The organism is Arenimonas terrae (assembly GCF_006265115.1).
In the GTDB taxonomy this organism is placed as follows: Bacteria; Pseudomonadota; Gammaproteobacteria; order Xanthomonadales; family Xanthomonadaceae; genus Arenimonas; species Arenimonas terrae.
This window is the reverse complement of the sequence record NZ_SMDR01000004.1, coordinates 1-25843: the sequence shown is the minus strand read 5'-3', so window position 1 is coordinate 25843 and position 25843 is coordinate 1. Positions and strand designations below refer to the sequence as shown.

The following is a 25843-nucleotide window of genomic DNA, read 5'->3' as shown; positions in this document are numbered from 1 at the left end:
GCCGCACCTGTCGATGTTGCCCGACGACTCCGTTTCCACCGGTCGGGCCAACGGCGCTTCCTCCCCCCAAAGCCCGGATGACACGACCATGACTTCGAAGAAGACCGCTCCCCGAAAATCCCCGACGCCACCGGCGGCCGCCCCGCGCCGCGACCGCAGCGCGCTGCCCCGCGGCAACGGCGGCGAAACCCAGCAGCAGGCCGGCGGCGGCCATCCGGTGATGACCACCGCCCAGGGCATCGCGCTGGCGGACAACCAGAATTCGCTGCGGCCCACCGCGCGCGGACCCACGCTGCTGGAAGACTTCATCCTGCGCGAGAAGATCACCCACTTCGACCACGAGCGCATTCCCGAGCGCATCGTGCATGCCCGCGGCAGCGCCGCGCACGGCTACTTCGAGCTGACCAAGTCGCTGGCGAAGTTCACCACCGCCAGGCTGCTGACCGAGAAGGGCGTGCGCACGCCGGTGTTCACCCGTTTCTCCACGGTGGCCGGCGGCGCCGGATCGGTGGACACGCCGCGCGACGTGCGCGGCTTCGCGGTGAAGTTCTACACGCAGCAGGGCAACTGGGACCTGGTGGGAAACAACATCCCGGTGTTTTTCATCCAGGACGCGATGAAGTTCCCCGACCTGGTGCATGCGGTGAAGATGGAGCCCGACCGCGGCTGGCCGCAGGCCGGCAGCGCGCACGACACCTTCTGGGATTTCGTGTCGCTGATGCCGGAATCCATGCACATGATCATGTGGGCGATGAGCGACCGGACGATCCCGCGCAGCCTGCGCATGATCGAGGGGTTCGGCGTGCACAGCTTCCGGCTGCTCGATGCAGAGGGAAAGAGCACGTTCGCGAAGTTCCACTGGCGGCCGAAGCTGGGCATCCAGTCGACGGTGTGGGACGAGGCGGTGAAACTGCAGGCCGCCGACAACGACTTCCACCGGCGCGACCTGTGGGAAGCGATCGACGCCGGCGACTTCCCCGAGTGGGAGTTCGCGGTACAGCTGTTCACGGAAGCCGAGGCCGAGGCCTTTCCCTTCGACCACCTCGACCCGACCAAGCTGGTGCCGGAGGAACTGGTGCCGCTGCAGGTCATCGGCCGCATGGTGCTGGACCGCAACCCGGACAACCTGTTCGCCGAAACCGAGCAGGTGGCGTTCTGCCCGGCGAACATCGTGCCGGGCATCGATTTTTCGAACGACCCGCTGCTGCAGGGGCGGCTGTTCTCCTACCTGGACACCCAGCTCTCGCGCCTGGGCGGCCCGAACTTCCACCAGATCCCGATCAACGCGCCCAAGTGCCCGTTCGCCAACCACCAGCGCGACGGCCACATGCAGATGGACGTGCCGAAGGGTCGCGTCGCCTACGAGCCCTCGAGCCTGGATCCGGAGTCGCCGCGCGCCAGCCGTGCCGACGGGTTCCGCCATTTCGCGGAAGCCGCCGACGACGGCCGCAAGGGCCGCCTCCGCCCGGCGAGTTTCGCCGACCACTACAGCCAGGCGCGGATGTTCCTGCACAGCCAGTCGGCGCCCGAGCAGGCGCACATGGCGTCGGCGCTGGTGTTCGAGCTGTCCAAGGTCGGCACCGCGCACGTGCGCGAGGCGATCGTCGGCCACCTGCGCAACATCGATGAAGAACTGGCGCAGCGCGTCGCCGATGGCCTGGGCCTGGCCGCGCTGCCGCCTGCTCCGGAGCCCGCGGCGCCGGTGGTGGACCTGCCGCTTTCGCCCGCGCTGCGCATCATCGACCGCATGAAGGACACGCTGCAGGGCCGCTGCATCGGCATCCTGGTCGCCGACGGCAGCGATGCCGCGGGCCTCGCAGCGCTGGCCAAGGCCGCGAAGAAGGCCGGGGCGCAGGTGAAGGTGGTGGCGCCCAAGCTCTCGATCCGGCTGTCGGACGGCAAGCCCTTCGATGCCGACGGCCAACTCGCCGGCACGCCGTCCGCGCTGTTCGACGCCGTGGCCAGCGTGCTGTCGCTGGAGGCCGCGGAGGCACTGAAGGACGAGGCCGCCGCCGTCGACTGGTTCCGCGATGCCTTCGGCCACCTCAAGGCGATCGCCGCCTGCCAGGGCACGCGGATGATCCTCAAGGCCGGCGGCATCAAGCCCGATGCCGGCGTGGTGGACCCCAAGGAGATCGACGCCTTCCTGGCGCTGGCCAAGACCCGGCAGTGGAAGCGCGAACCGAAGCTGCGCACGCTGGCCTGAAGCGACGCAAAAAGAAGCCCCGGCGATGCCGGGGCTTTTCTTCCCTCCGTTCAGCCTTCCGTCGCAGCAGCCAACGTCGACGTGCTCTGTCGCATTGTCACGTCCTTCGGTGCGGTCCTGCGGAGAGGGGGATGGCGGGCAGTCATTTCATGTCGCTGTGTCCTGGACGGAGATGAATAGTGAGGCGATGTCCAAGTCAATCCAGAGATATCCGATGCCCCCTAGCAGGCCCACCGCGACGCAGAGATACGCAGCTGCGTTGAACCCCACCCACCAGGGATTTCGACTGACCGGGATCAGAGCCCATTGGCCCGGATATGGATAGCGGCCGCTGCGCAACGTGAGCCAGCCGGCGCGGCCGACGATCCCCGCAGAAACGAGCACGAAGGACGTGTAGTACATGATCAGCCCGCGCATCCATACCAGCGCCGTTTGAGCGGTTGCAGCCGCATCCAGGTCGGGTCCCCAGCGCGAGAAGATGAGTGCTGGCAGTACCAGTCCCAGAAGCCAAAGCAGGACCCTGGTGGCATATCCGTACCAGGTGCCTTCGGGGAACTGCCCCGGCGCGGCCGGCAGGGGGGGGGCGATGCGGCAGCATCGAACGAACGGTCCATGCCGGTAGGCTTCCACACGACTCTTTGCCAGGCAAGCCCTGGTCCCGACGGCCGAAAAAACGAAGCCCCGGCATGGCCGGGGCTTCGGGTGCAGCGGTCTTGCGGAAGATCAGAGCATCGGGATCAGCAGCAGCGCCACGATGTTGATGATCTTGATCAGCGGGTTGATGGCCGGGCCGGCGGTGTCCTTGTACGGGTCGCCGACAGTGTCGCCGGTGACCGCGGCCTTGTGGGCCTCGCTGCCCTTGCCGCCGTGGTGGCCTTCCTCGATGTACTTCTTGGCGTTGTCCCAGGCACCGCCGCCGGTGCACATCGAAATCGCCACGAACAGGCCGGTCACGATGGTGCCCATCAGCAGGCCGCCCAGCGCGTCGGCGCCCAGCACCAGGCCGACCACGATCGGGATGAACAGCGGCAGCATCGAGGGCACGATCATTTCGCGGATCGCCGACTTGGTCAGCAGGTCCACGGCCTTGTCGTACTCCGGCTTGCCGGTGCCTTCCATGATGCCCTTGATCTCGCGGAACTGGCGGCGCACTTCCTCCACCACCGCACCGGCCGCGCGGCCCACCGCCTGCATCGCGAACGCGCCGAACAGGTAGGGGATCATGCCGCCGATCAGCAGGCCGATCACCACGTCCGGGTTGTCGATCGAGAAGTTCACGGTCTGGTCGGTGCCCGCGTACTTCTCGCTGAGCTTGTGCGAGTAGTCGGCGAACAGCACCAGCGCGGCCAGGCCGGCCGAACCGATCGCATAGCCCTTGGTCACGGCCTTGGTGGTGTTGCCCACCGCGTCCAGGGCGTCCGTGGTCTTGCGGATCTCCTTGTCCATGCCCGACATCTCGGCGATGCCGCCCGCGTTGTCGGTGATCGGGCCGTAGGCGTCGAGCGCGACGATCATGCCCGCCATCGACAGCATCGCCGTCGCCGCGATTGCGATGCCGTACAGGCCGGCGATCTCGTAGCAGCCCCAGATCGCCGCCGCGACGGCCAGCACCGGCGCCGCGGTGGACTTCATGGACACCGCCAGGCCGGCGATCACGTTGGTGCCGTGGCCGGTCTCGCTGGCCTTGGCCACCTGCTGCACCGGGCCGTATTCGGTCGCGGTGTAGTACTCGGTGATCACCACCATCGCGGCGGTCAGGCCCAGGCCGATCAGGCCGCAGAAGAACAGCGGCATGCCCAGCGTGGTGGCGAACATGCTGTCGGTGACGACGTAGAACGCGCCGGCCGCCAGCACGCCCGACACCGCGAGGCCGCGGTAGAGCGCGTTCATGATCTTGCCGCCCTCGCGCACCTTCACGAAGAAGGTGCCGACGATCGAGGCCAGGATCGACACCGCGCCCAGCACCATCGGGTAGAGCACGCCGGCCCAGCCGTAGGTCGAATAGGCGATGCCGGCGATCAGCATGGCCGCGATCACGGTCACGGCATAGGTCTCGAACAGGTCGGCCGCCATGCCGGCGCAGTCGCCGACGTTGTCGCCCACGTTGTCCGCGATCACCGCCGGGTTGCGCGGGTCATCTTCGGGAATGCCGGCTTCGACCTTGCCCACCAGGTCGGCGCCGACGTCGGCGCCCTTGGTGAAGATGCCGCCGCCCAGGCGCGCGAAGATCGAGATCAGCGAGCTGCCGAAGGCCAGGCCGATCATCGGCTGCATCGCCGCCTGCACCACTTCCGCCGTCGGCGCCGCACCGCCCATCACGTACCAGAAGTAGCCCGCCACGCCGAGCAGGCCGAGGCCGACCACCAGCATGCCGGTGATGGCGCCGCCCTTGAAGCTGACGTTGAGCGCGGTGTTGAGGCTGACCGTGGCCGCCTGCGCGGTGCGCACGTTGGCGCGCACCGAGACGAACATGCCGATGAAGCCCGCTGCGCCCGAAAGGATCGCGCCGATCGCGAAACCGATCGCCGTGGACCAGCTGCCCAGCGCCAGGCCGATCACCAGGAACAGCACCACGCCGACGATGGCGATGGTCATGTACTGGCGGCGCAGGTAGGCGCCGGCGCCTTCCTGGATGGCCGCGGCGATGCTCTGCATTTTTTCGTTGCCGGCCGGCTGCGCCACGATCCAGCGCGCAACCACGATGCCGTAAAGGATGGCGACCGCCGCACAGGCGATCGCGAGGTGCAAACCGTACTGCTCAAACATGCCAACCCTCCCCAGAGTCAAACCATGAATAGCGAGAGGCAGCCGAACGGCTGCCTGGCCCGAGTATGGCAAGGACGCGGAGGGGGCGCCACACGGGCCCGGAAACGGGCTCGGCAGGGCGTTCCAGGGCCAAAAAACAGGGGCCGGCCGTTGCCGGCCGGCCCCTTTGGGAGGTGGATCGCGGTGGCGCGGCGGGTCAGTCGACCTTCTCGCCGGTGCGGTCCTTCAGCGTCTTCTTGTTGGCCTCGTCGAACGCGGCCTGGTCGGACGGCGCCAGGTTGCCCTGACCCGCGAACACGCCCATCGAGATGGTGCCGCTGACGTAGTAGGTTTCGCCGGCTTCGACTTCCATCACCAGGGTGTCGTCCTTGCCTTCGGACTTGGCGTAGTACTCGTGGGTGCCGGCCGGCACATCCACGGCGAAGAAACTGCCGCTGGAGAGCTTGCCCAGCACGGCGTCGCCTTCGCGGACCTTGAACGAGATCGCGGCGCCGGCGAACTTCTTCGGACGGAAGAAGATGATGCGGCCGGTGGCGGCCGGTGCGGCGGGCGCGGCTTCGGCCGCCGGAGCGGCTTCCGCCGCAGGCGCGGCTTCGGCGACCGGAGCGGCTTCGGCGGCGGGCGCGGCTTCAGCGGCCGGAGCGGCCTCGGCGGCCGGAGCAGCCTCGGCAGCGGGCGCGGCTTCGGCGGCCGGAGCGGTCTCGGGTGCGGCGGCGTCCTGCGCGGTTGCGCTCATGCCGAAGCACAGCGCGAGGGCGAACAGCGAAATCTTGATCTGCTGCGGAATCATTCTTCAGTTTCCCCTGGGATGGTGTCGTTGGTATCTGTGGTTGCGGGTGTTGCGGGTGTTGCAGGTATTGCGGCCGCTTCCGCTGCTGCTGGCACTTCGGCTTCTTCAGCTGCTTCGGATGCTGCGGTTACTTCGGGTGCTGCAGTTGCCGCGGACTCCCCGTCCGCTTCCGCCGTCGCCGGCTCCGTCGTGACGACCGGCGCCAGCACCGGCAATTCGACCGCCTCGCGCAGGGTGGCGGTGATCGGGCTGCCGGCGGCGATTTCGATCTGGCCGCCGCGCACCAGGAACCCGGCCACGCCGGCGGCGATCATCACGCCCATCGCCGTGTCGGTGCGGTTGCGGCCGAGGCCGGTGCGGAAGGCCTTGAGCGGCAGCTGCCGGCCGTCCCAGTCGAGATAACGCGCGGCGAGAACGAGCTCGCCGGCCTGGCCACCGGCCTTGGCGCGATCGGCATGCACGACTTCGCCCACGGCCAGCGTGCCGGCCGGAACCAGCCGCTGGCCATCGAGCGTCAGCGGCTCGGTCAGCTTCAGCGAAAAGCGGTCGCCGCGCTGGCTGGTCTTCGAACTCAGCGAATCCACCATTTCGAAGGCCAGCTCGGTGCCGGCGGGCACTGTAATCAGGCGGCCCGTCGCGACGGTCGCGGGGGCGGCGTCCGGCACCGCGACGTTGGCCGGCGGCGGGATCTGGGCGGGGACCGCGGTCGCGGAACCGTCGGCGGCGAGCGCCACCCCCGATGCCAGCATCCACGACAGGAGCACGAGGGGAACGGGGCGGATGGCTGGCATGGACTGTCGACGAGAGGGCTGCCGCGAACACTAGCAGGCCCGGTTTCCTCCGAACAGGCAGCGCTGCTCAGTTTCCGGCGCGCGCCAGCCGGCAGTCGTCCTTGCGGAATTCGACCGGGCCCGGTGCCAGGGCCGCGAGGTTCCAAGCGGCCTGCCGGTGGTCTGGATCGAGGGTCAAGGCGCAGCGGTAGGCGGCCGCGGCGCCGGCCGAGTCGCCGGCCTGCTGGCGGGCGTAGCCGAGATTGGTCCAGGGCCGGGCCTTGGCCGGCGAGGCGGCGACGGTGGCCTGCCACAGGGCCAGTTCGCTGCGGTAGTCGTGGTTGCGGTCGTGGGTCTTCAGGCCCAGCGCCAGCATGGCGACCAGCAGCAGGGCGCCGCCCAGCCGGGGCGGCCGCAGCGCCGCCAGCGCCAGCGCGAAAACCATCACTGGACCGGGCAGCGCGAGGTAGAGATGGCGGTCGTTGGCCAGGTCGAAGCGCGGCAGCAGCGAGTTGCTCGGCGCCAGGTGCAGCAGGTACCAGCCCAGCGCGAACAGCAGCCACGGCCGCGCGCGGCGCTGCTGCCAGGCGATGACGCCCGCCGCCGCGGCCATCAGCAGCCAGAGCGCGTGGCGGAGTTCGAACGCGCCCGGCACGCGCACGTCGGGATCGATGTTGAGCGCGAGGCCGGGCAGCGGGTGGCTGAGCAGATACGCATGCGCTTCGATCTGGCCGAGCAACTGCGGCCCCAGCCCTCGGGTCTGCAGGCTCCAACCGAAGAAGCTGTGGTAACCCGGGGTCAGCAGGGCGGCAACGGCGGCGAGCAGCAGTACCGCCAGCAGACCGCGCGTCGGCGGCAGCGCGTCGCGCCAGGATTGGCCTGCGCAGCGCGCCAGCAGCAGCCAGGCCAAGGGCAGGGTCACCGCGGTTTCGCGGACCGCCAGCGCCGCGGCGAAAGCCAGGGCCGCCAGCCATGGCCACCGCCGCTCGGCCGGGGACGCCGCCGCGCGCGTGAGCAGGAACAACGCCAGCAGGTAGAACGTCGCCATCAGCGAGACCGAGCGGCCGCTCACATAGGTCACCGCTTCGGTGGCGGCCGGATGCAGCAGGAACAGCAGCGCGATCGCCAGCGCCAGCGGCGCCGCATGCGGCTGGCCGGGCGCCAGCCGCGGCAGCCAGTGCCGCATCAGCCAACCCAGCAGCAGCGCGTTGGCGGCGTGCGCCGCGACGTTGACCAGCCGGAATCCCCAGGGCGCAGGCGACAGCGTCCAGTTCAGCGCAAGGCTGAGCTTGAGCAGGGGCCGGATGCCGGGCAGTGCCTGCCACCAGGCGGCCAGCGACTGCACGCGCGCATCGCCGGCGATCGCCCACCAGTCGTCGAACTGGAACGGCGCATACAGGCTCGCGCCATAGGCAGCCACGACCGCGACCAGCACGGCGGCCAAGGCCACGGCCCCGCGGCCGGATACGGGCCGCGTCGTCGCGCCGTTCATCGCAGGGCCCGGCGTTGTGCTTCGTCGAAGGCCAGCTCGATCAGCGCGACGCTGTCCCACCAGCGGTCGGGCGCATGCAGCAGCACCACCAGCACCTCGTGGCCGTCGCGCTGGGCGAGGGCGATCAGGCAGCGGCCGGCGCCGGGGGTGTAGCCGGTCTTGAGGCCGATGGCGCCGGGCACCTGTTCCAGCAGGGCATTGGTGCTGTTCATCGTGAACTGGCGGCCGGCCTGGCTGCGCAGCGTGTAACGCAGGCGGCGCGCGTCCAGCGCGATGCGGGGCTGGGCGATCGCCGCGCGCGCCAGCACGGCGAGGTCGCGCACGCTGCTGGCCTGGCCCGGGGCGTCATGGCCGCAGGCGTTGGCGAAACGGGTGTCCTTCATGCCGAGCTCGGCGGCGCGGGCGTTCATCCGCACCACGAAGCTCGCCAGGTCGCCGCCCTTCCAGTCGGCGAGGGCGCGGCAGGCGTCGTTGGCCGAGCGCACCAGCATCGCGGTGAACAGGTCGCCGGCGACATACCGCTCGCCCGGGCGCAGGCCCAGGCGCGTGCCGGTGGCCTGGGCGGTGCCGGGGCCAACCGTGACCATCTCGTCCAGGCCGCCGGCTTCGGCGATCACCAGGGCGGTCATCAGCTTGGCCAGGCTGGCCATCGGCAGGCGGCGGTCGGGCTGGCCGGCCCAGGCGGGCTGGCCGTCGATCTCGACCCAGTAGGCGGCGGCGACGTCCGGATAGGCGTCCACGGGCGCCGCCGCGAAGGACGGCGCTGCGATCAGCAGCCACAGCGCCATCCAGCAACGCATCGGTCAGCCGCCGGTGAGCTTGTCCTTGGCGCTCTTGAGCCGGTCGCGCCAGGACGGCTTGGCCGCCGGCTCTTCCGGCTTGGGCGCCGGCACCGCGGCCGGGCGCGCGCCCGGGGCGGCCGAACCGGCCGAGCCGGCGTTGCGCTGCTGCAGGCTGCCCGCGGCGTACTGGCTGCAGAAGTTGGCGTAGGGCGACATGCGCATGGCGGTGAAGTCGCGGCCGGCGCAGTGCGCGCCCGCGGCGGCCTGGGCCTGGGCCGGGCAGCTCCGGATCACGAACTCGTAGTCCTTGGCCGGGTCCGCCGCGGCACAGGCCTTGGCCACCAGGGTCGGGCAGTAGCCGGTGATGAAGACGTAGTCGCGGGTCTTCTCGGCCATCGGGCAGGTCTTGGCCAGGGCCGCGGGGCGCGTGGTGCCGCAGGCTTGGAACGCGGTCCAGAGCGTCGGGCCCTGGGCGCCGTGCTTGGCCATTTCCTGCGCGGTGTAGTCGGCATTGCGGATGAAATCCGGCTTGAGCGAGGCCGCCAGCATCGCGCTGCAGTAGCGCGGCTTGAAGCTGGCGCAGACCGCGTTGGGGCCGGCGAAGGACTCGTAGGCCTGCCAGGCCGGCATGCGCAGCTGCTCTTCGCAGGTCTTGGCCAGCATGGCGCGGCCCTGGGCTTCCGGCGACTCGGTGGCGTAGTTGCAGTCGCGGATCTTCTTGCCCTCGAACGTCATGGTCATGTCCATGGGTTCGCCTTCCATCTCGCCCTTCATCTGCATGCGGCCGCGGTAGGCGTCGGCGCTGAGGCGCTCGAATTCGCCGGTGGCCGTCATCGGGTTCTCGCCGCGGCAGACCATCGTGAAGCTGGACTTGTTGCCGGTGTTGCGGAAGTTGCTGACCGTGCAGTTCTCGTCGGCCGGCACCATCTTGTCGCTGGCCTGGTCCTTGGGTCCGCAGACCTGCACCGTGTTCGCCGGCATGGCGAAGGGCATGCCCTGCATCTCCATCTTGGTGGTGACGCTGTAGAGGTTGCCGGTGCCGGCCTGGGCCAGCACGGCCCCGGCGACGGAGACACCCAGCACCAGGGCGAGGAAGGACAGCGGGCGGATCGGTTTCACTGGGGTTCTCCGGGAACGCGGATGACGACGGTCGACAAAGGGGAGGAATGCTCCCAGCCGTTCCGCGCGCCCGGATGTGCCGGTGGTCACCGTGCCATCCAGCCGGAGGACACGGTCTGGGGATCAGCCGAAGGGAGGCAGTTTCCTCGCCACGGCGGTCAGCCTGAGACGAACGTAATTGGGCAGCCCATCCGGCCGGTAGGGCGGCGGCGCCTCGCCGCGGACCAGGGGTTCGAGGTAGGTGCGGCAGGCGGCGGTGATGCCGTAGCCGGACTTGTCGATGAAGCCCTTGGGCATGGTCTTCTCGGCATTGGCGATGCGGTCGAGCGCCGCCGGTTCGATTTTCCAGCGGTAGGGCCGGTCGCTGGTGCGCACGATCACCGGCATCACGCCGTTGAGTCCCTTGAGCGCGTAGTCGACCGCGGCCGTGCCCACGGCCTGGGCGTGCGCCAGGTCGGTCTTCGAGGCCAGGTGGCGGGCCGAACGCTGCAGATAGTCGGGCACGGTCCAGTGCACCTTCAGGCCCAGCTTGTCCTTCACGGTCGCGGCCAGCAGCGGTCCGACGCCGCCGAGCTGGCTGTGGCCGAAGGCGTCCTTGCCGGCGCCGGCGTCGGCGACGAAGGTGCCGTCGGGGTGGCGGATGCCCTCCGACACCACCACCACGCACCAACCGACGCGTTTCACCGTTTCCTGCACACGCGCCAAGAACTTCGCCTCGTCGTAGGCGATCTCGGGGAACAGGATGATCTGCGGCGCATCGTCCTTGCCGGCACCGGCCAGACCGCCGGCCGCGGCCAGCCAACCGGCGTGGCGGCCCATTACTTCATAGACGAAGACCTTGGTGGACGTGTCGGCCATCGCCGCGACGTCGAGCGCGGCCTCGGCGACCGAGACCGCCGTGTATTTCGCCGCCGAACCGAAACCGGGGCAGCAGTCGGTGACCACCAGGTCGTTGTCGACCGTCTTGGGCACGCCGATGCAGGTGAGCGGATACCCCGAGGCCGCAGCCATCTTCGAGAGCTTGAGCGCGGTGTCGGCGGAATCGTTGCCGCCGTTGTAGAGGAACCAGCGCACGTCGTGCGCCTTGAAGACTTCGAGCAGGCGCTGGTATTTCGCGCCGTCCTGCTCGAGCGACTTGAGCTTGTAGCGGCAGGACCCGAAGGCGCCGCCCGGCGTGTGCGCCAGGGCGCGGATGGCCGCGGCCGATTCCTTCGAGGTGTCCACCAGGTCCTCGCGCAGCGCGCCCAGGATGCCGTTGCGGGCGGCCAGCACCTTGACCTTGCGGGCCCGGGCGGCCTGGATCACCGCGCTGGCGGTGGCGTTGATGACGGCGGTGACGCCGCCGGACTGTGCGTAGAGGAGCGTTCCTTTGCCCATTTTTTCCTGCCTTTCATTGACTTGGACCCGCCCGGCCAGTAGCGTTTCCATGTCCGCACGGCCAGTCGGCGGCCCCACTATAGCCAAATGGGGTGAAGACGGTGCCGTGCGTCCTTGTTTATAGGGGTTTTGAAGCAATGCGACTGGTACTTCTCGGCGCGCCCGGTTCGGGCAAGGGCACCCAGGCCACCCGGCTGCGCGAGCACCTGCAGGTTCCGCACATCTCCACCGGCGAACTGCTGCGCGCCGCGGTCAAGGCGGGCACCCCGCTGGGCCTGCAGGCCAAGGCCGTGATGGAGGCCGGTTCGCTGGTGTCGGACGAGATCGTGCTGGGCATGCTCGAAGAGCGCCTGACCGCCGGCGACACCGGCAACGGCTTCATCCTCGATGGCTACCCGCGCAACCTGGCCCAGGCCAATGCCCTGGACGCCCTGCTCAAGCGGTTGGACCAGCCGGTGGACATCGCCGTGCAGCTGGACGTGGACACCGAACTGCTGATCGGCCGCCTGGCCGGCCGCGCGCAGGCCGAAGGCCGCGCCGACGACAGCCCGGACGCGGTGCGCAACCGCCTGACGGTCTACAACGACGCGACCGCGCCGGTGGTGGACTTCTACCGCAACTCCGGCCGCCTGGCCTGCGTGGACGGCGTCGGTGGCATGGACGAGGTGTTCTCGCGCATCCTCAGCACCCTGGCGCCGACCCCCGAGATCGGTTGAGCCGGCCCGTCGTGGCCGCGCTGCTGCGCCAGCTGTTCGAACTCTGCCTGCTGCGGCGCGGTCCGCAGGACCTGCCGTTTTCGCCGGCGGCGACCCTGGGCTTCGCGCTCGCCCTGGTCGCGGTGCAGGTCGCGGTGGCGCGCTTCGCCGTGGATCCGCCGCTGGCCGCGCTGGCCGGACGCGTCCTGATCACCCTGGGCCTGGTGCTGGCCGTGCCCGCCTGGCTGCTGCGCCTGCGCGGCATGGTCAACCGGACGGCACAGACCCAGCTGGCGATGGCCGGCGCGGGGCTGCTGTTCACGCTGGCCATGGTGCCGGTTGCCCTGGCGGTGCTGCCGGCGGCTCCGGGGCCTTCGGCGCCGGCGGAGGTTTCCGGCCTGGCGCTGATGGCGTCGCTGGCGGCGATCGGGCTGTTCGTCTGGAAGTTGCGGGTGGACGCGGCGATCTGGCGTCAGGCGCTGGAGATCCCGGTCGGTGCCGCCTACGTGCTGGCGGTGAGCCTGGTGCTGGCGGAATTTTTCCTGATCCTGGGCGTTTCGCCGCCGGTTCCCGCCGCGCCGGCTTCCTGACATCCTGAGCGCCATGAAACTGCACATCCTCGGCATCTGCGGCACCTTCATGGGCGGTGTGGCCGCCCTGGCGCGCGAACTCGGCCACGCGGTCGACGGTTCCGACCAGAACGTCTATCCGCCCATGTCCACCCAGCTCGAGCAGCTGGGCATCGGCCTCAATGCCGGCTATTCGCCCGCCCACATCGCCGCCGACACCGACGTCGTGGTCGTCGGCAACGCGCTCTCGCGCGGCAATGCCGCGGTCGAACACGTGCTCGACCGCGGCCTGGCCTACACCTCCGGCGCGCAGTGGCTGAGCGAACACGTGCTGCCCGGCCGCGAGACGCTGGCGGTGGCGGGCACCCACGGCAAGACCACCACGACCTCGATCCTGGCCTTCCTGCTGGACGCGGCCGGCCACGACCCGGGCTTCCTGGTCGGCGGCGTGCCGGAAAACTTCGGCGTGTCCGCGCGCATCGGCAGCGGCCGCGAGTTCGTGGTCGAGGCCGACGAATACGACACCGCGTTCTTCGACAAGCGCAGCAAGTTCGTGCACTACCGGCCGACGGTCGCGATCCTCAACAACCTCGAATACGACCACGCCGACATCTTCCCGGACCTGGCGGCAATCCAGCGCCAGTTCCACCACCTGGTGCGCATCGTGCCGGGCCGCGGCCGGCTGATCGTCAACGGCGAGGAGACGGCCCTGGCGGAGGTGCTGGCGATGGGCTGCTGGACGCCGGTGGAGCGGTTCGGTCTGGACGGGGATTTCGACTGGACGGCGAAGTTGCTGGCGGCCGACGGCACGGCGTTCGAAGTCCACCACCGCGGCACGCTCGTCGGTGTGGTGCGTTGGCCTTTGGTCGGTCGCCACAACGTGATGAACGGCTTGGCGGCGATCGCCGCCGCGAATGCGGTTGGCGCGGACCTGGCGAAGGCGATTCCGGCGCTCGCGGACTTCGTCAGCGTCAAGCGCCGGCTGGAGAAGCTGGGCGAGGCGCGCGGCGTCACCGTGTACGACGATTTCGCCCACCACCCAACCGCGATCCGCACCACGCTCGAAGGCCTGCGCGCCCGCGTCGGCGCTGCGCGCATCGTGGTGGCGATGGAGCCGCGCAGCAATTCGATGCGGCTGGGCGCGCACGCCGACCAGATCGCGCCCTCGCTCGACGGCGCCGACGCGGTGGTTTTCCTGCACCGGCCCGAGCTGGCCTGGGACGCGGGCAAGGTGGTCGGTGCGCTGCGCGGCGACGGCGAGGCGGTGCCGTCGGTGGACGCGCTGATTGCGGCGCTGAAGGCGCGCGCCGGCCGCGGCGACCACGTGGTGTTCATGTCCAACGGCGGCTTCGAGGGCGCGCCGCGGCGCTTCCTGGCCGAACTGGGCGGCTGAGCCCGGCGTGGCCCTGAGCGAGCTGCCGTTGTTCCCGCTGTCGTCGGTGCTGTTTCCGGGCGGCAGCCTGGGCCTGCGCATCTTCGAGCCGCGTTATCTCGAGCTGGTCAAACGCTGCGGCCGCAGCGGCGAAGGCTTCGGTATCTGCCTGATCCTCGAGGGCCACGAAGCTGGCGCCCCGGCCATCCCGGCCGCGCACGGCACCGAAGCGGCGATCGTCGATTTCGCGATGACCGACGACGGCCTGCTCGGCATCACCGTCGAAGGCCGCCGGCGTTTCCACGTCGAGCGCACGCGCGTGCGCGCAGACGGGCTGATCATCGCCGACGTGCGCTGGCTGCCCGAGACCGCGGTCGAACCCGTGCGCGCCGAACATGCCCTGCTCGGCGTGCTGCTGGCGCGCATCCTCGACAAGGCCGGCGTCGAACACGACGGTGTCGGCAAGGGGCGGCTGGCCGAGGCCGGTTTCGTCGGTTGGCGGCTCGCGGAATGGCTGCCGCTGTCGCCGTCGGAGCGGCAGTGGCTGCTGCAGCTGGACGATCCGCACGAAAGGCTGCAGCAGCTCGTCGACCGGCTGCCGGACTTCCAGCCCGACTAGCCGCCGCCGGGTGCGGCGGTGCGCAGGCGCAGCACGCGCTGGCCGTCGTCGTCGCGCGGGCCGAGCGCCGTTTCCATCCCGTGCAGGTCGGCGCGCAGGCCGTCGAGCAGCGCGTCCTCGTCCGGTTGCGCCTGCCAGAAGCTGAAGAAATCGAGGCGGCGGGTGAACTGCAGTTCCTGCACGGTGCCGATCCAGAGCGGCTCGTCGCCGGGCTCGAGCTTGACCGGCGCCGCCCACAGCCTCAGCACGGTCATGCGCCCGGGCGTGGCGCCGGCGCGCACCATCACCAGCGCTTCGGAGCGGCCCTGGTGGGTTGCCGGCAGCACCGGCAGGGTCTCGGGCGTGGCGCCCTTGTCGAGCGTCTGCAGCAGGCCGTGCCAGCCGCCGGTGCGGTAGTTTTCCCAGCCCGACAGCAGCAGGCGTGCGCGCACGCCGTCCAGCGGACCGGCGAGCTGCACGTTCAGCGGCCAGGCGTCGCCGCCGTGCAGCTCGTTGCGGCGCGCCGGCAGGCCCTGCTGCCAGTCCTGCTGCCACCAGGCGTCGGCCGAAAGCGGCGCACGCACCAGCGGCGGGTCGAAGCGCACCAGGGTTTCGTCGGCGCTGCGGCTGCCGTGCCAGACCGCCATGCCGATGATGGCGACGAAGAAGATGGTGGCGGTTGGGCGCACCCAGAACGAACGCACCACGCGGCGCCGGTAGGCGATGCCCAGGGCCGCGATCCAGAGCAGGCCTAGCAGGATGCCGGCCAGCACGTCGCTGAGCCAGTGCGCGCCCAGGTACAGGCGAGCGAAGCCGAGCAGGGTGACCGCCAGCGCCGCGACCACGTAGGGCCAGACGCGGCGGCGGCCCGGGAGTTCGCGGGCGATCAGCACGGCGAAGAAGCCGTAGACCACCGTCGCCATCGTCACCGTCGCCGACGGGAAGCTGAAACCGAGCACCGCGGTCGAGGCCGGCGGCTTGGGCATGTCGAGCAGGTAGCCCAGGAACCAGGTCAGCACCAGGGCGAAGGCCGGTGCCGCCAGCCAGTGCCAGGCCGCGGCGTGGCGCTTGCGCCACCACAGCCAGGCGAACACGCCGAGCACGGCCGGCGTCAGCACCGCGACGTCGCCCAGCGTCGCCAGGAAGGCCATGGCGGTGTCGGCCAAGGGGTTCCTCAGGCCGAACATGGCCTGGTGCACCGCCAGGTCGAGCTGGGACGGCGCGCTGCCGCCGCCCACCGAGATCAGGATCGTGAAGAAGCCCCAGCCAGCCGCCAGCAGCACCACGCCCAGCAGCAGCAGCGAGGCCGATTCGGGCCGGTTCGGGTCGATCAGGGCTTCGGAGTACTTGCCCAGCACGGGGTGTCGATGCGACCAGGCCAGGGCGCGTTCGATCATCTCGGTGGTGTGGGCGCCGAGCCAGCGCCAGGTGTAGAACACCGTCGCCCAGATCAGCGCCACCAGGGCCAGCACCACCGCCAGCACCACCGCCAGCCGTCCCGCCACCGCCGCCACCAGCTCCAGCGAGGTGCCAAACACCCAACCCGGTGCCAGGAAGGTCGCCGACCAGATCACCGCCGCCAGGCCGCTGGCCGGAACGTACTGGCGCAGGCGCATCTTCAGCATGCCGGCGATGGCCGGCACGAACGGGCGGATGGCGCCGATGTAGCGCGCCATCACGATCGACTTCATGCCGTGCCGGCGGAAGGTGATCTCGCCGCGCTCGAGCCACTGGGGATGCTTGTAGAAGGGCCAGCGCTGGCGCAGCTGGGCACCGTAGCGGTGGCCGACCCAGAAGCTGATGCCGTCGCCGAAGAAGGCGCCGAGGCTGGCACAGACCAGGGCGTACAGGCCGTCCACGTGGCCCAGGCCCACCATCGTGCCGACCGCGAACAGCAGCGGTACCGCCGGGATGGCCACGCCGACGATCACCAGCGCGTCGCCGAAGGCGATCAGGAAGATGACCAGGCCCGCGGCGATCGGGTGCTGGCCGATCCAGGTGACGAGTGCGTCCAGCCGGGCGGAATCCATGGCCGGGATTATAGGCTCGACAGCGCGGCACCCGGTTTACACTCCGACCAAAGTACAGGAGCCCTTCATGGCCGACCTTCGCGGCAAGACCCTCTTCATCACCGGCGCCTCGCGCGGCATCGGCCTGGCCATCGCCCTGCGTGCGGCCCGCGACGGCGCCAACGTGGCCATCGCGGCCAAGTCCGGCGTGCCCAACCCGAAGCTGCCCGGGACCATCCACAGCGCCGCCGCCGAGGTGACCGCGGCCGGGGGCCAGGGCCTGGCCCTGCAGTGCGACATCCGCGAGGAGGACCAGGTGCAGGCGGCGGTGGCGGCCACGGTCGAGCGCTTCGGCGGCATCGACATCCTGGTCAACAACGCCAGCGCGATCTGGCTGCAGGGCGCGCTGCAGACGCCGATGAAACGTTTCGACCTGATGCTGCAGGTCAACAGCCGCGGCAGCTTCCTCTGCGCCCAGGCCTGCCTGCCGCACCTGCTCAAGGCGGCCAATCCGCACATCCTGACCCTGGCCCCGCCGCCGAACCTGGACCCGAAGTGGTGGGGCCCGCACACCGGCTACACCCTGGCCAAGATGGGCATGAGCTTCGTCACGCTGGGCCTGGCCGCCGAATTCGGGCCGCAGGGCGTGGCGGTGAACGCGCTCTGGCCGCGCACGGTGATCGCCACCGACGCGCTGAAGATGATCCCGGGCACCGAGCCGGCGAAGTGCCGCACGCCCGCGATCATGGCCGACGCCGCGCACGCGGTGCTGACCACGCCGGCGCGGGGGTTCTCCGGCCGATTCCTGATCGACGAAACCGTGCTGCGCGCACACGGCGTCAGCGATTTCGCGCCGTACGCCGTCGACCCGTCGCAGCCGCTGATGCCGGACCTGTTCCTGGACGATCCGGAACTCGATGCGGGCCTGCGCCGATGAGATACCTGCATGCGATGGTGCGCGTGCGCGACCTCGAAGCGTCGTTGCGCTTCTTCCGCGACGCGCTGGGCCTGGTGGAGACGCGCCGCAAGGACGTGCCGCAGGGGCGCTTCACCCTTGTGTACCTGGCCGCGCCCGCGAATCCCGAGGCCGAAGTCGAGCTGACCTTCAACTATGACGACGAAGACTACGGCTCTGCCCGCAACTTCGGCCACCTGGCTTTCGCCGTGGACGACATCTACGCCACCTGCGAGCGGCTGCAGGCGAACGGCGTGGTGATCAACCGCCCGCCGCGCGACGGCCGCATGGCCTTCGTGCGTTCGCCCGACGCGATCTCGATCGAGCTGCTGCAGCAGGGTGAGGCGCTGCCGCCGCGGGAGCCATGGCTTTCGATGCCCAATACCGGAAGCTGGTGACCGCGGCCCGGGCGGGCGGTTAACACCCGGCCCTGCGGTAACGTCCGGTTCCAGGAGACGGACACCGGGGTGCAATGGACGGGATTTCGGGCACCACCGCGATGGTGAGGGCAGCACGTGCCGGCGATGCCGGCGCGATGGACCGGCTTTACCGTCATTTCGCGCCGGTGGTGCACGGGGTGCTGCTGTCGTACGTGCAGCATGCCGATGCCGACGACCTGACCCAGGACGTGTTCGAGACCGCGCTTCAGCGGCTGCACGAGCTTCGCGAGGACGCGGCTTTTCCGGGCTGGATCGTCCGCATCGCGCGCCGTGCGGCGCTCGACGCGAAGCGGCGTCCGGCGCCGCTGACCGGCGTGGACACCGAGCCGGCCAGCGACCCGGGCAGCGTGGAGGATCGTTTCGAGGCAGAGCGTTCGCTGCGTGCGATCCGCGCGCTGCCCGAGGCCTACCGGGAGACCCTGGTGCTGCGCCTGGTCGAAGGGCTGACCGGGCCTGAAATCGCCGAACGCACGGGCCTGACGCCCGGCAGCGTGCGGGTGAATCTCCATCGCGGCATGGCGCAGCTGCGCGACGTGCTGGCGCAGGGCCAGCGGAGGCAGGGGACATGAACAGCGGATCGGAACGCGACGACTATCTCTGGGACCGCAGCGGCCCGGCCGATGCCGGCATCGCCGAACTCGAACGGCTGCTGGCGCCGCAGGCCTGGCGGCCGAGCGCCCGGCCAGGGCTGGGCGCACCGCGGCCACGCCCGGCGCGTCACCGGTCCTGGCGCGTCGCTTTCGCCGCCGCCGCCGTGCTCGCGACCTTGGCCTTGGGCCTGCAGGCCTGGTACGCCTACCGCCTGCAGTGGCCGGCCGCGCAGCCATGGCGCATCACGGCGACCGAAGGTGCCGTGACGATGGCCGGCGAACCGGTGGCTGCCGACGCGGCGCTCGCGCCGGGCGATGTGCTGGAGACCGGCGCTGGCGCCAGCGCACGGCTGCGGGTGGCGCGCATCGGCGAGTTGATTCTGGGAGAAGGCTCGCAGTTCGCGCTGGTGGAAACCGGCGACGGGCGCCATCGCACCCGGCTCCAGCGCGGACGCCTGTGGGCGCGGATATGGGCGCCCCCCGGCGCCTTCGGGGTGTCGACGCCGGCCGGAGACGTGTTCGACCTGGGCTGCGAGTTCGTGCTGCAGGCGAACGGGGACGGCAGCGGCGCGCTGACCGTGCGCAGCGGCTGGGTGCAAGTCGAAAACGCCTGGCGTGAGGTGTTGGTGCCCGAGGGGGCGCGGGTGGAGTTCGGTGCACGTGGCGAGCCGGGCATTCCCTACGACCTGGGCGCCAGCCCGGCCTTCATCGGGGCACTGCGCGAGCTGCATGCGCAGGGCCGTCGTGCCGAACCCGACGGTGCCGCGGTGCGGGCGGTGGTGGCGGCGTCGCGGCCGCAGGATGCGATCAGCCTGCTTTATCTGCTGCAGTTCCACCCGCCGCTGGCCGCGGGCCCGGTGTACGACCGCATGGTGGAGATCATGCCGGCCGAGGCGCGCGTCAGCCGCGACGAACTGCGCCTGCGCGGCGCCGCCGCCCTGTCGCCGTGGTGGAACGCCCTGCCTTATCCGCGCATCAAGCGCTGGTGGCTGCAGTGGCCGGACGCGTTCTCCAGCGGTGACGAGTCCGCTGCGCTGCTTCGCGACGAGGGCCGCTAACACCCATCGCGCTGGCGACGTCTCCTGGTCGCGGCAACTCGCCGCCACCGCGCGCGAAGCGCGGGTCACATGACCGGGAGCACTTACATGTATTTCGGAACCTCAACATCCTGGCGGCGCGGGCTGCTTCTGTCGGCGCTGCTGTTCTCGTCGCCCGTGCTGGCGGGGCCGCCCCTGCTTTGCCATCCCTTCGAAACCGCAGAGGCGCCGACGCTGCCCTGGGGCGGCGATGGCTGGAACCAGGCGCGCGCCGACTACGACCTGGCCGCGCTGGGCGAGCGCACCGAAGCCTTGCTGGGGCCGGGCACGCCGGTCATCGCGCGCATGGAAACCCTGCGGCGCGCCGCCATCTACGCCAGCCGCGACGGCGCCGTGCTGCGCGACCTGGCGGCGCGTCTGGAAAGCCGTCTGAAATCCGCGGACGAACCCGGGGCGCGGGTGCTGGGCCTGTTCGACACCGGCTATTTCCTGGAGACCCTGCAGGAGATCGACCGGCTGCAGGACTACGACATGCCCGGCATCGGCGAAGTGGACCGCGTCGTCTTGCGTGCGCTGCTGACGCAGCCGGACGGCAGTCTGCGCATCCAGCAGGCCGTAGCCATGCAGCCGGACGACGCGGGGCTGCGTTTCGCCGCCGCCCTGGTCGCGACCGCCGACGGGCGCGACGCCGACGTGGCCATGCACGCCCGCCATGCGCGCGCAGGCGCGGAAAGCGATGCGCTGCTCGCCCTCAACATCGGCCTGATCCCGCGCTGACAAACTGCGGCGGCGGCCGGCCCTGCAGCCGCCGCTCAGGCGCGGGACAGGGCCTGCGCAAAATCGGCGCGCAGGTCGTCGATGTGTTCCAGCCCCACCGACACGCGCAGCAGGTTCTGCGCGCTGTGCGGGTGCCGGCCCTCGACCGAGGCGCGGTGTTCGACCAGCGTTTCCGGACCACCGAGCGAGGTGGCGTTGATCGCCAGCTGCAGCGCGCCGGCAACGCGCAGCGCCGCCTCGCGCCCGCCCTTTAGCTGGAAGCTGAGCATGGCGCCGAAATCCGCCATCTGGCGCGCAGCAACCGCGTGGTTGGGGTGCGAGACCAGGCCCGGGTAGTGCACGGCCTCGACCGCCGGATGCGCCGCCAGCATCTCGGCCAGCGCCCGCGCGTTCCGGCAGTGCCAGGCCAGGCGCGCCGGCAGCGAGCGGCAGCCGCGCAGGATCAGCCAGGCGCTGAACGGCGCGAGGATGCCGCCGGTCACGTGCCGGCGGTGCGCCGCCCGCGCGTGCAGGTCGTCGGCCTTCGCGAACACCAGGGCGCCGCCCATCACGTCGCTGTGGCCGCCGAAATACTTGGTGGTCGAATGCATCACCACGTCGGCGCCGAGCGCCAGCGGGCGCTGCAGCACCGGCGTGGCGAAGGTGTTGTCGCAGGCCAGCAGCGCGCCGTGGCCATGGGCGATGTCCGCCAGCGCGGCCAGATCGGCGACTTCCAGCAGCGGATTGGACGGCGTTTCGGCCCAGATCAGTTTCGTCTCGGGGCGCAGCGCGGCGCGCACGGCATCGAGGTCGGCCATGTCCACGGCGCTGCCGGTGATGCCGCGCTCGGGCAGGAACTCGTTCGCCAGGGTGCGCAGGCCGGTGTAGCAGTCGCGCGGATAGAGGAAGTGCGTGCCGGCCGGCAGCGATTCGAGCAGGCCGTTCATGGCCGCCATGCCGGAGCCGAAGGCGAGTGCGGCCGCGCCGACCTCCAGGGCCGCCAGCGTCTCTTCCAGGCGCGCCTGGGTCGGGTTGTGCTCGCGCTGGTATTCGTAGCCCGCGACCCGTTCGCCGGCGGGGCCGTGCTGGAAGGTGGTGGCCAGGTGGATCGGCGGCGAGATCGCGCCGGTCTCGCGGTCGGGTTCGGCGCCGGCGTGCACGGCCAGGGTTTCGATGCGGGTCATGCGTCGGGCTCCAGCAGGTTCAGGGCCAGCAGTTCGGCGCGCAGGCCGTCGGCGTGGCGGAAGTGGAACGCCATGAGGCCGGCGCTGCGCGCGCCGTCGGCGTTTGCGGCCTTGTCGTCGATGAACAGGGTTTGTTCCGGCGCGAAGCCCAAGGCGGCGACGCAGCGGAGGTAGATCTCGGGGTCGGGCTTGGCCAGGCGGAACTGCGCCGAGCAGAACACCCGGTCGGCGAAGCGCGGGAACAGGGGCGGGCAGATTTCGGGCAGGTGGTCGCGCAGCAGCAGGCCGTTGTTGGTCAGGATCGCGACTTCGGCGCGCAGCGCCCCCGCGAGACCGAGCACCGCTTCATCCGCGCGCATCGAGGCGGCGCGCGCGGCGATGCCGTCCTGCACCGACACCGGCACGCCGAGCCGGCGCGACAGCTCCTGCATCTGGCCTTCGGCGTCGTAGTCGCCCAGGTCGGCGGCGCGCTCCAGGCCCGAGTCGAACAGCTCGGTGGCGACGGCTTCGAAGGAAGCGCCGGAGCGTTCGGCCAGCGTGCGCAGGCGTGGGCCGTGGTCGTAGTGCGCCAGCACGCCGTCCAGGTCGAACAGGACGAGCGCCGGAGCACCCATCAGCCGCGGATCTCGCGGAAGGCTTCGCGCGCGGCTTCGATGGTGTGGCCGATCTCGGCGTCGCCGTGGGCGCTGGACAGGAAGCCCGCCTCGAAGGCGGAAGGCGCGAAGTACACGCCGCGCCGGAGCATGGCGTGGAAGAAGCGGCCGAAGGCGGCGCTGTCGCTGGCGATGGCCTGGGCGTAGGTCTCGACCTTCTGGTCGGTGAAATACAGGCCGAACATCGCGCAGCTGCGGGTGGTGGTGACGGCGACGCCGGCTTCGCGCGCCGCCCGTTCCAGGCCGTCGCAGAGCTTGTGCGTGTTCGCTTCCAGGGCGTCGTGGAAGCCCGGTGCCTGGATCAGTTCCAGCGTGGCCAGGCCCGCGGCCATCGCCACCGGATTGCCGCTGAGCGTGCCGGCCTGGTAGATCGGGCCGCTGGGCGCGATCTGGCGCATCAGTTCGGCGCGGCCGCCGTAGGCGCCCACTGGCATGCCGCCGCCGATGATCTTGCCGAAGGTGCTCAGGTCGGGCGTGATGCCGTAACGCGCCTGGGCGCCGCCGAGCGCCACCCGGAAGCCGGTCATCACTTCGTCGAAGATCAGCAGGGCGCCGTGTTTCGTGCACAGCGCGCGCAGGTGCTGCAGATAGCCGTCGCGCGGCAGGATGCAGTTGGCGTTGCCGACGATGGGCTCGACGATCAGCCCAGCGATCTCGCTGCCGACGTCCTCGAACAGCTTCGTCGCCGCCTCGAAATCGTTGTACGGCAGCGTCAGCGTCAGGTCGGCCAGCGCCTTGGGCACGCCCGGCGAGTTCGGCAGGCCGAAGGTCAGCGCGCCGCTGCCGGCCTTCACCAGGAAGCTGTCGCCGTGGCCGTGGTAGCAGCCTTCGAACTTGACGATGCGACTGCGGCCGGTGGCACCGCGCGCCAGGCGGATCGCCGACAGCGTGGCTTCGGTGCCGGAATTCACCATCCGCGACATCTCCATCGATGGCACGAGGCGGCGCAGTGTTTCCGCCATCGTCACCTCGAGCGCATTGGGTACGCCGAAGCTCAGGCCGTCGCTCATCACCTCGGCCACCGCGGCCAGCACCTTCGGATGCGCGTGGCCGGCGATCATCGGGCCCCAGCTGCCGATGTAGTCGACGTAGCGGTTGCCGTCGACGTCGATCAGGTAGGCGCCTTCGGCGCGCTTGGCGAAGAAGGGCTCGCCGCCGACCGACTTGAAGGCGCGCACGGGCGAATTGACGCCGCCGGGCATCAGGGCCTGGGCGCGGGTGAAGAGGTCGTGGCTGGTGGCGGTGTTCATGGCGGAGGCAGGCTCAAGGAGATGGGGTTTCGAAGCAGCGGCCATAGGCGCGGGCCGCGGCGGTCGGGTCGGGGGCGCCGAACACGCCGCCGATCACGGCCAGCAGATCGGCGCCGGCCGCGACGAGCAGGGCGCCATTGTCCGGCGTGATCCCGCCGATGGCCACCCGCGGCAGGCCGAAATGGGCGCTCGCCCGCAGCAGGCCCGGGTCGGCGCGCCGCGCCAGCGGCTTTGTCCCCGACGGGAAGAAGGCGCCGAAGGCCAGGTAGCTCGCGCCGGCCGTCGCCGCGGCTTCCGCGCGGGCGATCTCGTTGTAGCAGGAGGCGCCGAGGAGGGCCTCGGCACCAAGGGCGGCGCGCGCGTGGGCAATCTCACCGTCGTCTTCACCCAGATGGGCGCCCTCAGCACCGAGGTCCGCGGCCAGACGCCAGTCGTCGTTGATCAGCAGCGGAACTCCGGCGGCCCGGCAGATCGGCAGCAGGGCCCCGGCCTGTTCGCGCCGCAGGGCGGCATCGGCGCCCTTGTTCCGGTACTGCAGCAGGGCCGCGCCCGCGGCCAGCGGACCGGCCACGCGGGCCAGCAGGCGGGCGGTGTCGGGTTCGTCGGGCGTGATCAGGTACAGGCCGCGGCGCGGCCAGTGGGGCTGGGGCTTCATTTCAGCAGGGCCGGCAAGATGCGAGAATGATAGCCGTCCCCGACCCCCGAGACCGAAATGAGCACGAACACCGCCACCGCCTACCGCACCTGGATGTGCGTGGTATGCGGCTTCATCTACAACGAGGCGGACGGTCTGCCCGAAGAGGGCATCGACCCGGGCACGCGCTGGGAAGACATTCCCGACACCTGGGTCTGCCCGGATTGCGGCGTGACCAAGGACGACTTCGAGATGGTGCCGGTCGGCTGACCGGGCCTAGTTCACCCGCGAGGACGTGCCGCTGAGGTCGATCAGGGTCGATCGGATCGCCTCCACGTCATCGGCCTCCGGCAGCAGCTGCAGGTAGCGGCCGAGGTCCGCGCGCGCGCCCTTGGTGTAACCCAGCTCGCGATAGGCGAGGCCACGGTCGCGCAGCGCCTCGGCGGTGTCCGGCAAAAGTTTGAGCAGACGGTCAGCGCTGCGCGCCACGCGCTCCCAGTCGCCGCGCTCCAGGTAAAGACCCTTCAGGTTTCGCAGCATCCGCATCAGGATCATGCGGTGCGTCGCTGGCGCCAGGATCTGCAGCAGCTGCTGGTCGTCCGGCGGCTGGCCGCCCATGTGCGGCGAAGCGCGCTCGCGCAGCTCCTCGGCGCTGACCGGGCGGCCCTTGTTGTAGGGGTCGAGTACCAGGATGCCGTCGTCCACCGGCAGCCGCACCAGGAAATGACCGGGGAAGGAGATGCCGTCGAGCGGCAGCCCCAGGCGCCGCGTCACTTCGATCTGGATGACTGCCAGCGAGATCGGAATGCCCAGCTTCCGGTCGACGACCTCGTTGAGGTAGCTGTTGCGTGGATCGTCGTACTGGACGTTGTTGCCGGCGAAACCGACCTCCTCGAACAGATAGCGGTTGATCGCGGTCAGGCGGGCCGGCAGGTCCAGGTCGCGGTCCAACTGAGGGCGCAGGGCGTCGGCGTAAGTGTCCACCTGTGCGGCGTAGCCGGCGGCGTCCAGGTCGGGGTATTCGTCGCGCGCGATCAGCAGGGCCGTGTCGAGCAACGGAAGCTCGTCGTCGCCCAGGGAGGCCAGCGCGTTCCAGTCGGGCAGGGGATTTGTCATTGTCATCATGGCGATGTGGTCCCCGTCGGTGTTCGAATCAAGGTGCTCCGCGTTCGGCGATGCCGGGCCCGATGCGGAGTTCATCGCCGGGGCGGACGTCGATCTCGGACGCGGCGCCGGCGTTGAGTTCGAGCACGTACAGCGCGGCGCCGCGGCTGGGGTAGTTCGGGCAGCGGTCACCGAGCGAACAGGGCGGGACGCCACGGCTGACCGACACCAGTTTGCGGTTCTGGTCGAAGTACAGGATGTCGAGCGGGATCCGCGTGTTCTTCATCCAGTAGGCTAGAGGCTGCTCGACGTCGTGCACGAACAGCATGCCGGTGCCGCGGTCGAGGCGGTCGCGGAACATCAGGCCGCGCGCGCGCTCCTCGTGCGTGTCGGCGACTTCGACGGTGTAGCGCTGGCCTTTGAGCTCCACCCAGGGCTGGCTGCTGGCGCAACCGGCCAGTGCGGTGGTCAGGAGCAGGGCGGATATCGAGACGGTGGGGCGCATTCGCGGCTCCAGAGGGCTTTTCCGGACACTCGGGGATGCCTGTCGGCACTGTCAAGCGAACCGGGGGCTTCCCAAATCCCTCTCCTGTCGCTATTCTTCGCGGCCCTTCACCGGCCGGGTTGATTGGACGGGGGTGGGGTTCGAAGAAAGTCGGTTTTAGGGTGTTGACGAACTTCGAAAGCGCCGTATA

The 25843-nt window shown here is 70.4% G+C and carries 26 protein-coding genes; 11 read left to right on the top strand and 15 right to left on the bottom strand.

The genetic code is table 11. From position 1 onward, the window contains the following. Positions 1-88 precede the first annotated feature (88 nt). Entirely contained in the window at positions 89-2206 is a 2118-nt protein-coding gene (locus tag E1B00_RS13975; protein WP_139449857.1) for a catalase, read from the top strand. 147 nt (positions 2207-2353) lie between these two features. Here E1B00_RS13975 and E1B00_RS15720 read toward each other — a convergent pair whose 3' ends face one another. The 8 genes from E1B00_RS15720 to E1B00_RS13935 form a co-directional block, all read right to left on the bottom strand. Next, positions 2354-2836 carry a hypothetical protein gene (locus E1B00_RS15720; RefSeq protein WP_220396300.1) on the bottom strand — a complete coding sequence of 161 codons (483 nt, stop codon included), beginning with the start codon at positions 2834-2836 and terminating at the stop codon, positions 2354-2356. Positions 2837-2929: 93 nt separating this feature from the next. Continuing rightward, positions 2930-4972: a sodium-translocating pyrophosphatase gene (locus tag E1B00_RS13965; protein ID WP_139449853.1), complete on the bottom strand. Its 2043-nt coding sequence runs from the start codon at positions 4970-4972 to the stop codon at positions 2930-2932. Between the two features lie 196 nt (positions 4973-5168). Then, entirely contained in the window at positions 5169-5762 is a 594-nt protein-coding gene (locus E1B00_RS13960) for a DUF2846 domain-containing protein (protein ID WP_176693274.1), read from the bottom strand. Continuing rightward, positions 5759-6553, bottom strand: a complete 795-nt coding sequence (locus E1B00_RS13955) for a hypothetical protein (protein ID WP_139449851.1) — start codon at positions 6551-6553, stop codon at positions 5759-5761. Before E1B00_RS13955 ends, E1B00_RS13960 begins: the two co-directional genes overlap by 4 nt. A 67-nt stretch (positions 6554-6620) precedes the next feature. Continuing rightward, on the bottom strand, positions 6621-7982 hold the full coding sequence (locus E1B00_RS13950) for a tetratricopeptide repeat protein (RefSeq protein ID WP_139449849.1): 1362 nt from the start codon (positions 7980-7982) through the stop codon (positions 6621-6623). 38 nt (positions 7983-8020) lie between these two features. Further along, positions 8021-8824, bottom strand: a complete 804-nt coding sequence (locus E1B00_RS13945) for a D-alanyl-D-alanine carboxypeptidase family protein (protein WP_139449847.1) — start codon at positions 8822-8824, stop codon at positions 8021-8023. A gap of 3 nt (positions 8825-8827) precedes the next feature. Further along, on the bottom strand, positions 8828-9925 hold the full coding sequence (locus tag E1B00_RS13940) for a DUF3617 domain-containing protein (protein WP_176693273.1): 1098 nt from the start codon (positions 9923-9925) through the stop codon (positions 8828-8830). Between the two features lie 123 nt (positions 9926-10048). Continuing rightward, on the bottom strand, positions 10049-11302 hold the full coding sequence (locus E1B00_RS13935) for a 6-phosphofructokinase (RefSeq protein WP_139449844.1): 1254 nt from the start codon (positions 11300-11302) through the stop codon (positions 10049-10051). Positions 11303-11439: 137 nt separating this feature from the next. On the opposite strand from E1B00_RS13935, the gene E1B00_RS13930 reads away from it, so the two are divergent. From E1B00_RS13930 to E1B00_RS13915, 4 genes are read left to right on the top strand one after another with little or no spacing between them, the layout of a single operon-like run. Beyond that, positions 11440-12018 carry an adenylate kinase gene (locus tag E1B00_RS13930; protein ID WP_139449842.1) on the top strand — a complete coding sequence of 193 codons (579 nt, stop codon included), beginning with the start codon at positions 11440-11442 and terminating at the stop codon, positions 12016-12018. Continuing rightward, positions 12015-12587, top strand: a complete 573-nt coding sequence (locus E1B00_RS13925; protein WP_139449840.1) for a hypothetical protein — start codon at positions 12015-12017, stop codon at positions 12585-12587. The genes E1B00_RS13930 and E1B00_RS13925 overlap by 4 nt, the downstream gene beginning before the upstream one ends. Positions 12588-12600: 13 nt before the next feature. Then, complete coding sequence (gene mpl, locus E1B00_RS13920; protein ID WP_139449838.1) at positions 12601-13959, top strand: UDP-N-acetylmuramate:L-alanyl-gamma-D-glutamyl-meso-diaminopimelate ligase; 1359 nt, start codon at positions 12601-12603, stop codon at positions 13957-13959. Between the two features lie 7 nt (positions 13960-13966). After that, positions 13967-14557: an LON peptidase substrate-binding domain-containing protein gene (locus E1B00_RS13915; protein ID WP_139449836.1), complete on the top strand. Its 591-nt coding sequence runs from the start codon at positions 13967-13969 to the stop codon at positions 14555-14557. Here E1B00_RS13915 and E1B00_RS13910 read toward each other — a convergent pair. Then, the gene (locus E1B00_RS13910) at positions 14554-16566 is read right to left on the bottom strand and encodes a bifunctional DedA family/phosphatase PAP2 family protein (protein ID WP_139449834.1); all 2013 of its coding nucleotides are present in this window, start codon (positions 16564-16566) and stop codon (positions 14554-14556) included. The genes E1B00_RS13915 and E1B00_RS13910 overlap by 4 nt on opposite strands. 67 nt (positions 16567-16633) lie before the next feature. Here E1B00_RS13910 and E1B00_RS13905 point away from each other — a divergent pair, with 67 nt between their 5' ends. The 5 genes from E1B00_RS13905 to E1B00_RS13885 all read left to right on the top strand — a co-directional run bounded on the left by E1B00_RS13905 (position 16634) and on the right by E1B00_RS13885 (position 20344). Beyond that, positions 16634-17482: an SDR family oxidoreductase gene (locus E1B00_RS13905; protein ID WP_139449832.1), complete on the top strand. Its 849-nt coding sequence runs from the start codon at positions 16634-16636 to the stop codon at positions 17480-17482. Then, positions 17479-17898 (top strand): VOC family protein, encoded by a 420-nt coding sequence (locus tag E1B00_RS13900; protein ID WP_139449830.1) that lies wholly within the window; start codon positions 17479-17481, stop codon positions 17896-17898. The genes E1B00_RS13905 and E1B00_RS13900 overlap by 4 nt, the downstream gene beginning before the upstream one ends. Positions 17899-17972: 74 nt before the next feature. Continuing rightward, the gene (locus E1B00_RS13895; RefSeq protein ID WP_139449828.1) at positions 17973-18509 is read left to right on the top strand and encodes an RNA polymerase sigma factor; all 537 of its coding nucleotides are present in this window, start codon (positions 17973-17975) and stop codon (positions 18507-18509) included. Next, positions 18506-19588 carry a FecR domain-containing protein gene (locus E1B00_RS13890; protein ID WP_139449825.1) on the top strand — a complete coding sequence of 361 codons (1083 nt, stop codon included), beginning with the start codon at positions 18506-18508 and terminating at the stop codon, positions 19586-19588. The genes E1B00_RS13895 and E1B00_RS13890 overlap by 4 nt, the downstream gene beginning before the upstream one ends. 69 nt (positions 19589-19657) lie before the next feature. Beyond that, entirely contained in the window at positions 19658-20344 is a 687-nt protein-coding gene (locus E1B00_RS13885; RefSeq protein WP_139449823.1) for a hypothetical protein, read from the top strand. A gap of 35 nt (positions 20345-20379) precedes the next feature. On the opposite strand, the gene E1B00_RS13880 is transcribed toward E1B00_RS13885, so the two are convergent. Genes E1B00_RS13880 through thiE form a run of 4 tightly spaced genes read right to left on the bottom strand, consistent with a single transcriptional unit; the run spans position 20380 to position 24065 of the window. Next, entirely contained in the window at positions 20380-21507 is a 1128-nt protein-coding gene (locus tag E1B00_RS13880) for a trans-sulfuration enzyme family protein (protein WP_139449821.1), read from the bottom strand. Continuing rightward, positions 21504-22121, bottom strand: coding sequence for an HAD family hydrolase (locus E1B00_RS13875; protein WP_139449819.1), 618 nt, complete (start codon positions 22119-22121; stop codon positions 21504-21506). Before E1B00_RS13875 ends, E1B00_RS13880 begins: the two co-directional genes overlap by 4 nt. Then, positions 22121-23410, bottom strand: coding sequence for a glutamate-1-semialdehyde 2,1-aminomutase (gene hemL / locus E1B00_RS13870; protein ID WP_139449817.1), 1290 nt, complete (start codon positions 23408-23410; stop codon positions 22121-22123). Before hemL ends, E1B00_RS13875 begins: the two co-directional genes overlap by 1 nt. 13 nt (positions 23411-23423) lie before the next feature. Further along, positions 23424-24065: a thiamine phosphate synthase gene (gene thiE, locus E1B00_RS13865; protein ID WP_139449816.1), complete on the bottom strand. Its 642-nt coding sequence runs from the start codon at positions 24063-24065 to the stop codon at positions 23424-23426. 57 nt (positions 24066-24122) lie between these two features. Here thiE and E1B00_RS13860 point away from each other — a divergent pair, with 57 nt between their 5' ends. Then, positions 24123-24314: a rubredoxin gene (locus tag E1B00_RS13860; protein WP_139449814.1), complete on the top strand. Its 192-nt coding sequence runs from the start codon at positions 24123-24125 to the stop codon at positions 24312-24314. A gap of 6 nt (positions 24315-24320) precedes the next feature. Here E1B00_RS13860 and E1B00_RS13855 read toward each other — a convergent pair whose 3' ends face one another. Further along, positions 24321-25160, bottom strand: coding sequence for a SirB1 family protein (locus tag E1B00_RS13855; protein WP_425456517.1), 840 nt, complete (start codon positions 25158-25160; stop codon positions 24321-24323). 37 nt (positions 25161-25197) lie between these two features. Then, positions 25198-25653: a DUF192 domain-containing protein gene (locus E1B00_RS13850; RefSeq protein WP_139449812.1), complete on the bottom strand. Its 456-nt coding sequence runs from the start codon at positions 25651-25653 to the stop codon at positions 25198-25200. Positions 25654-25843: the final 190 nt, after the last annotated feature.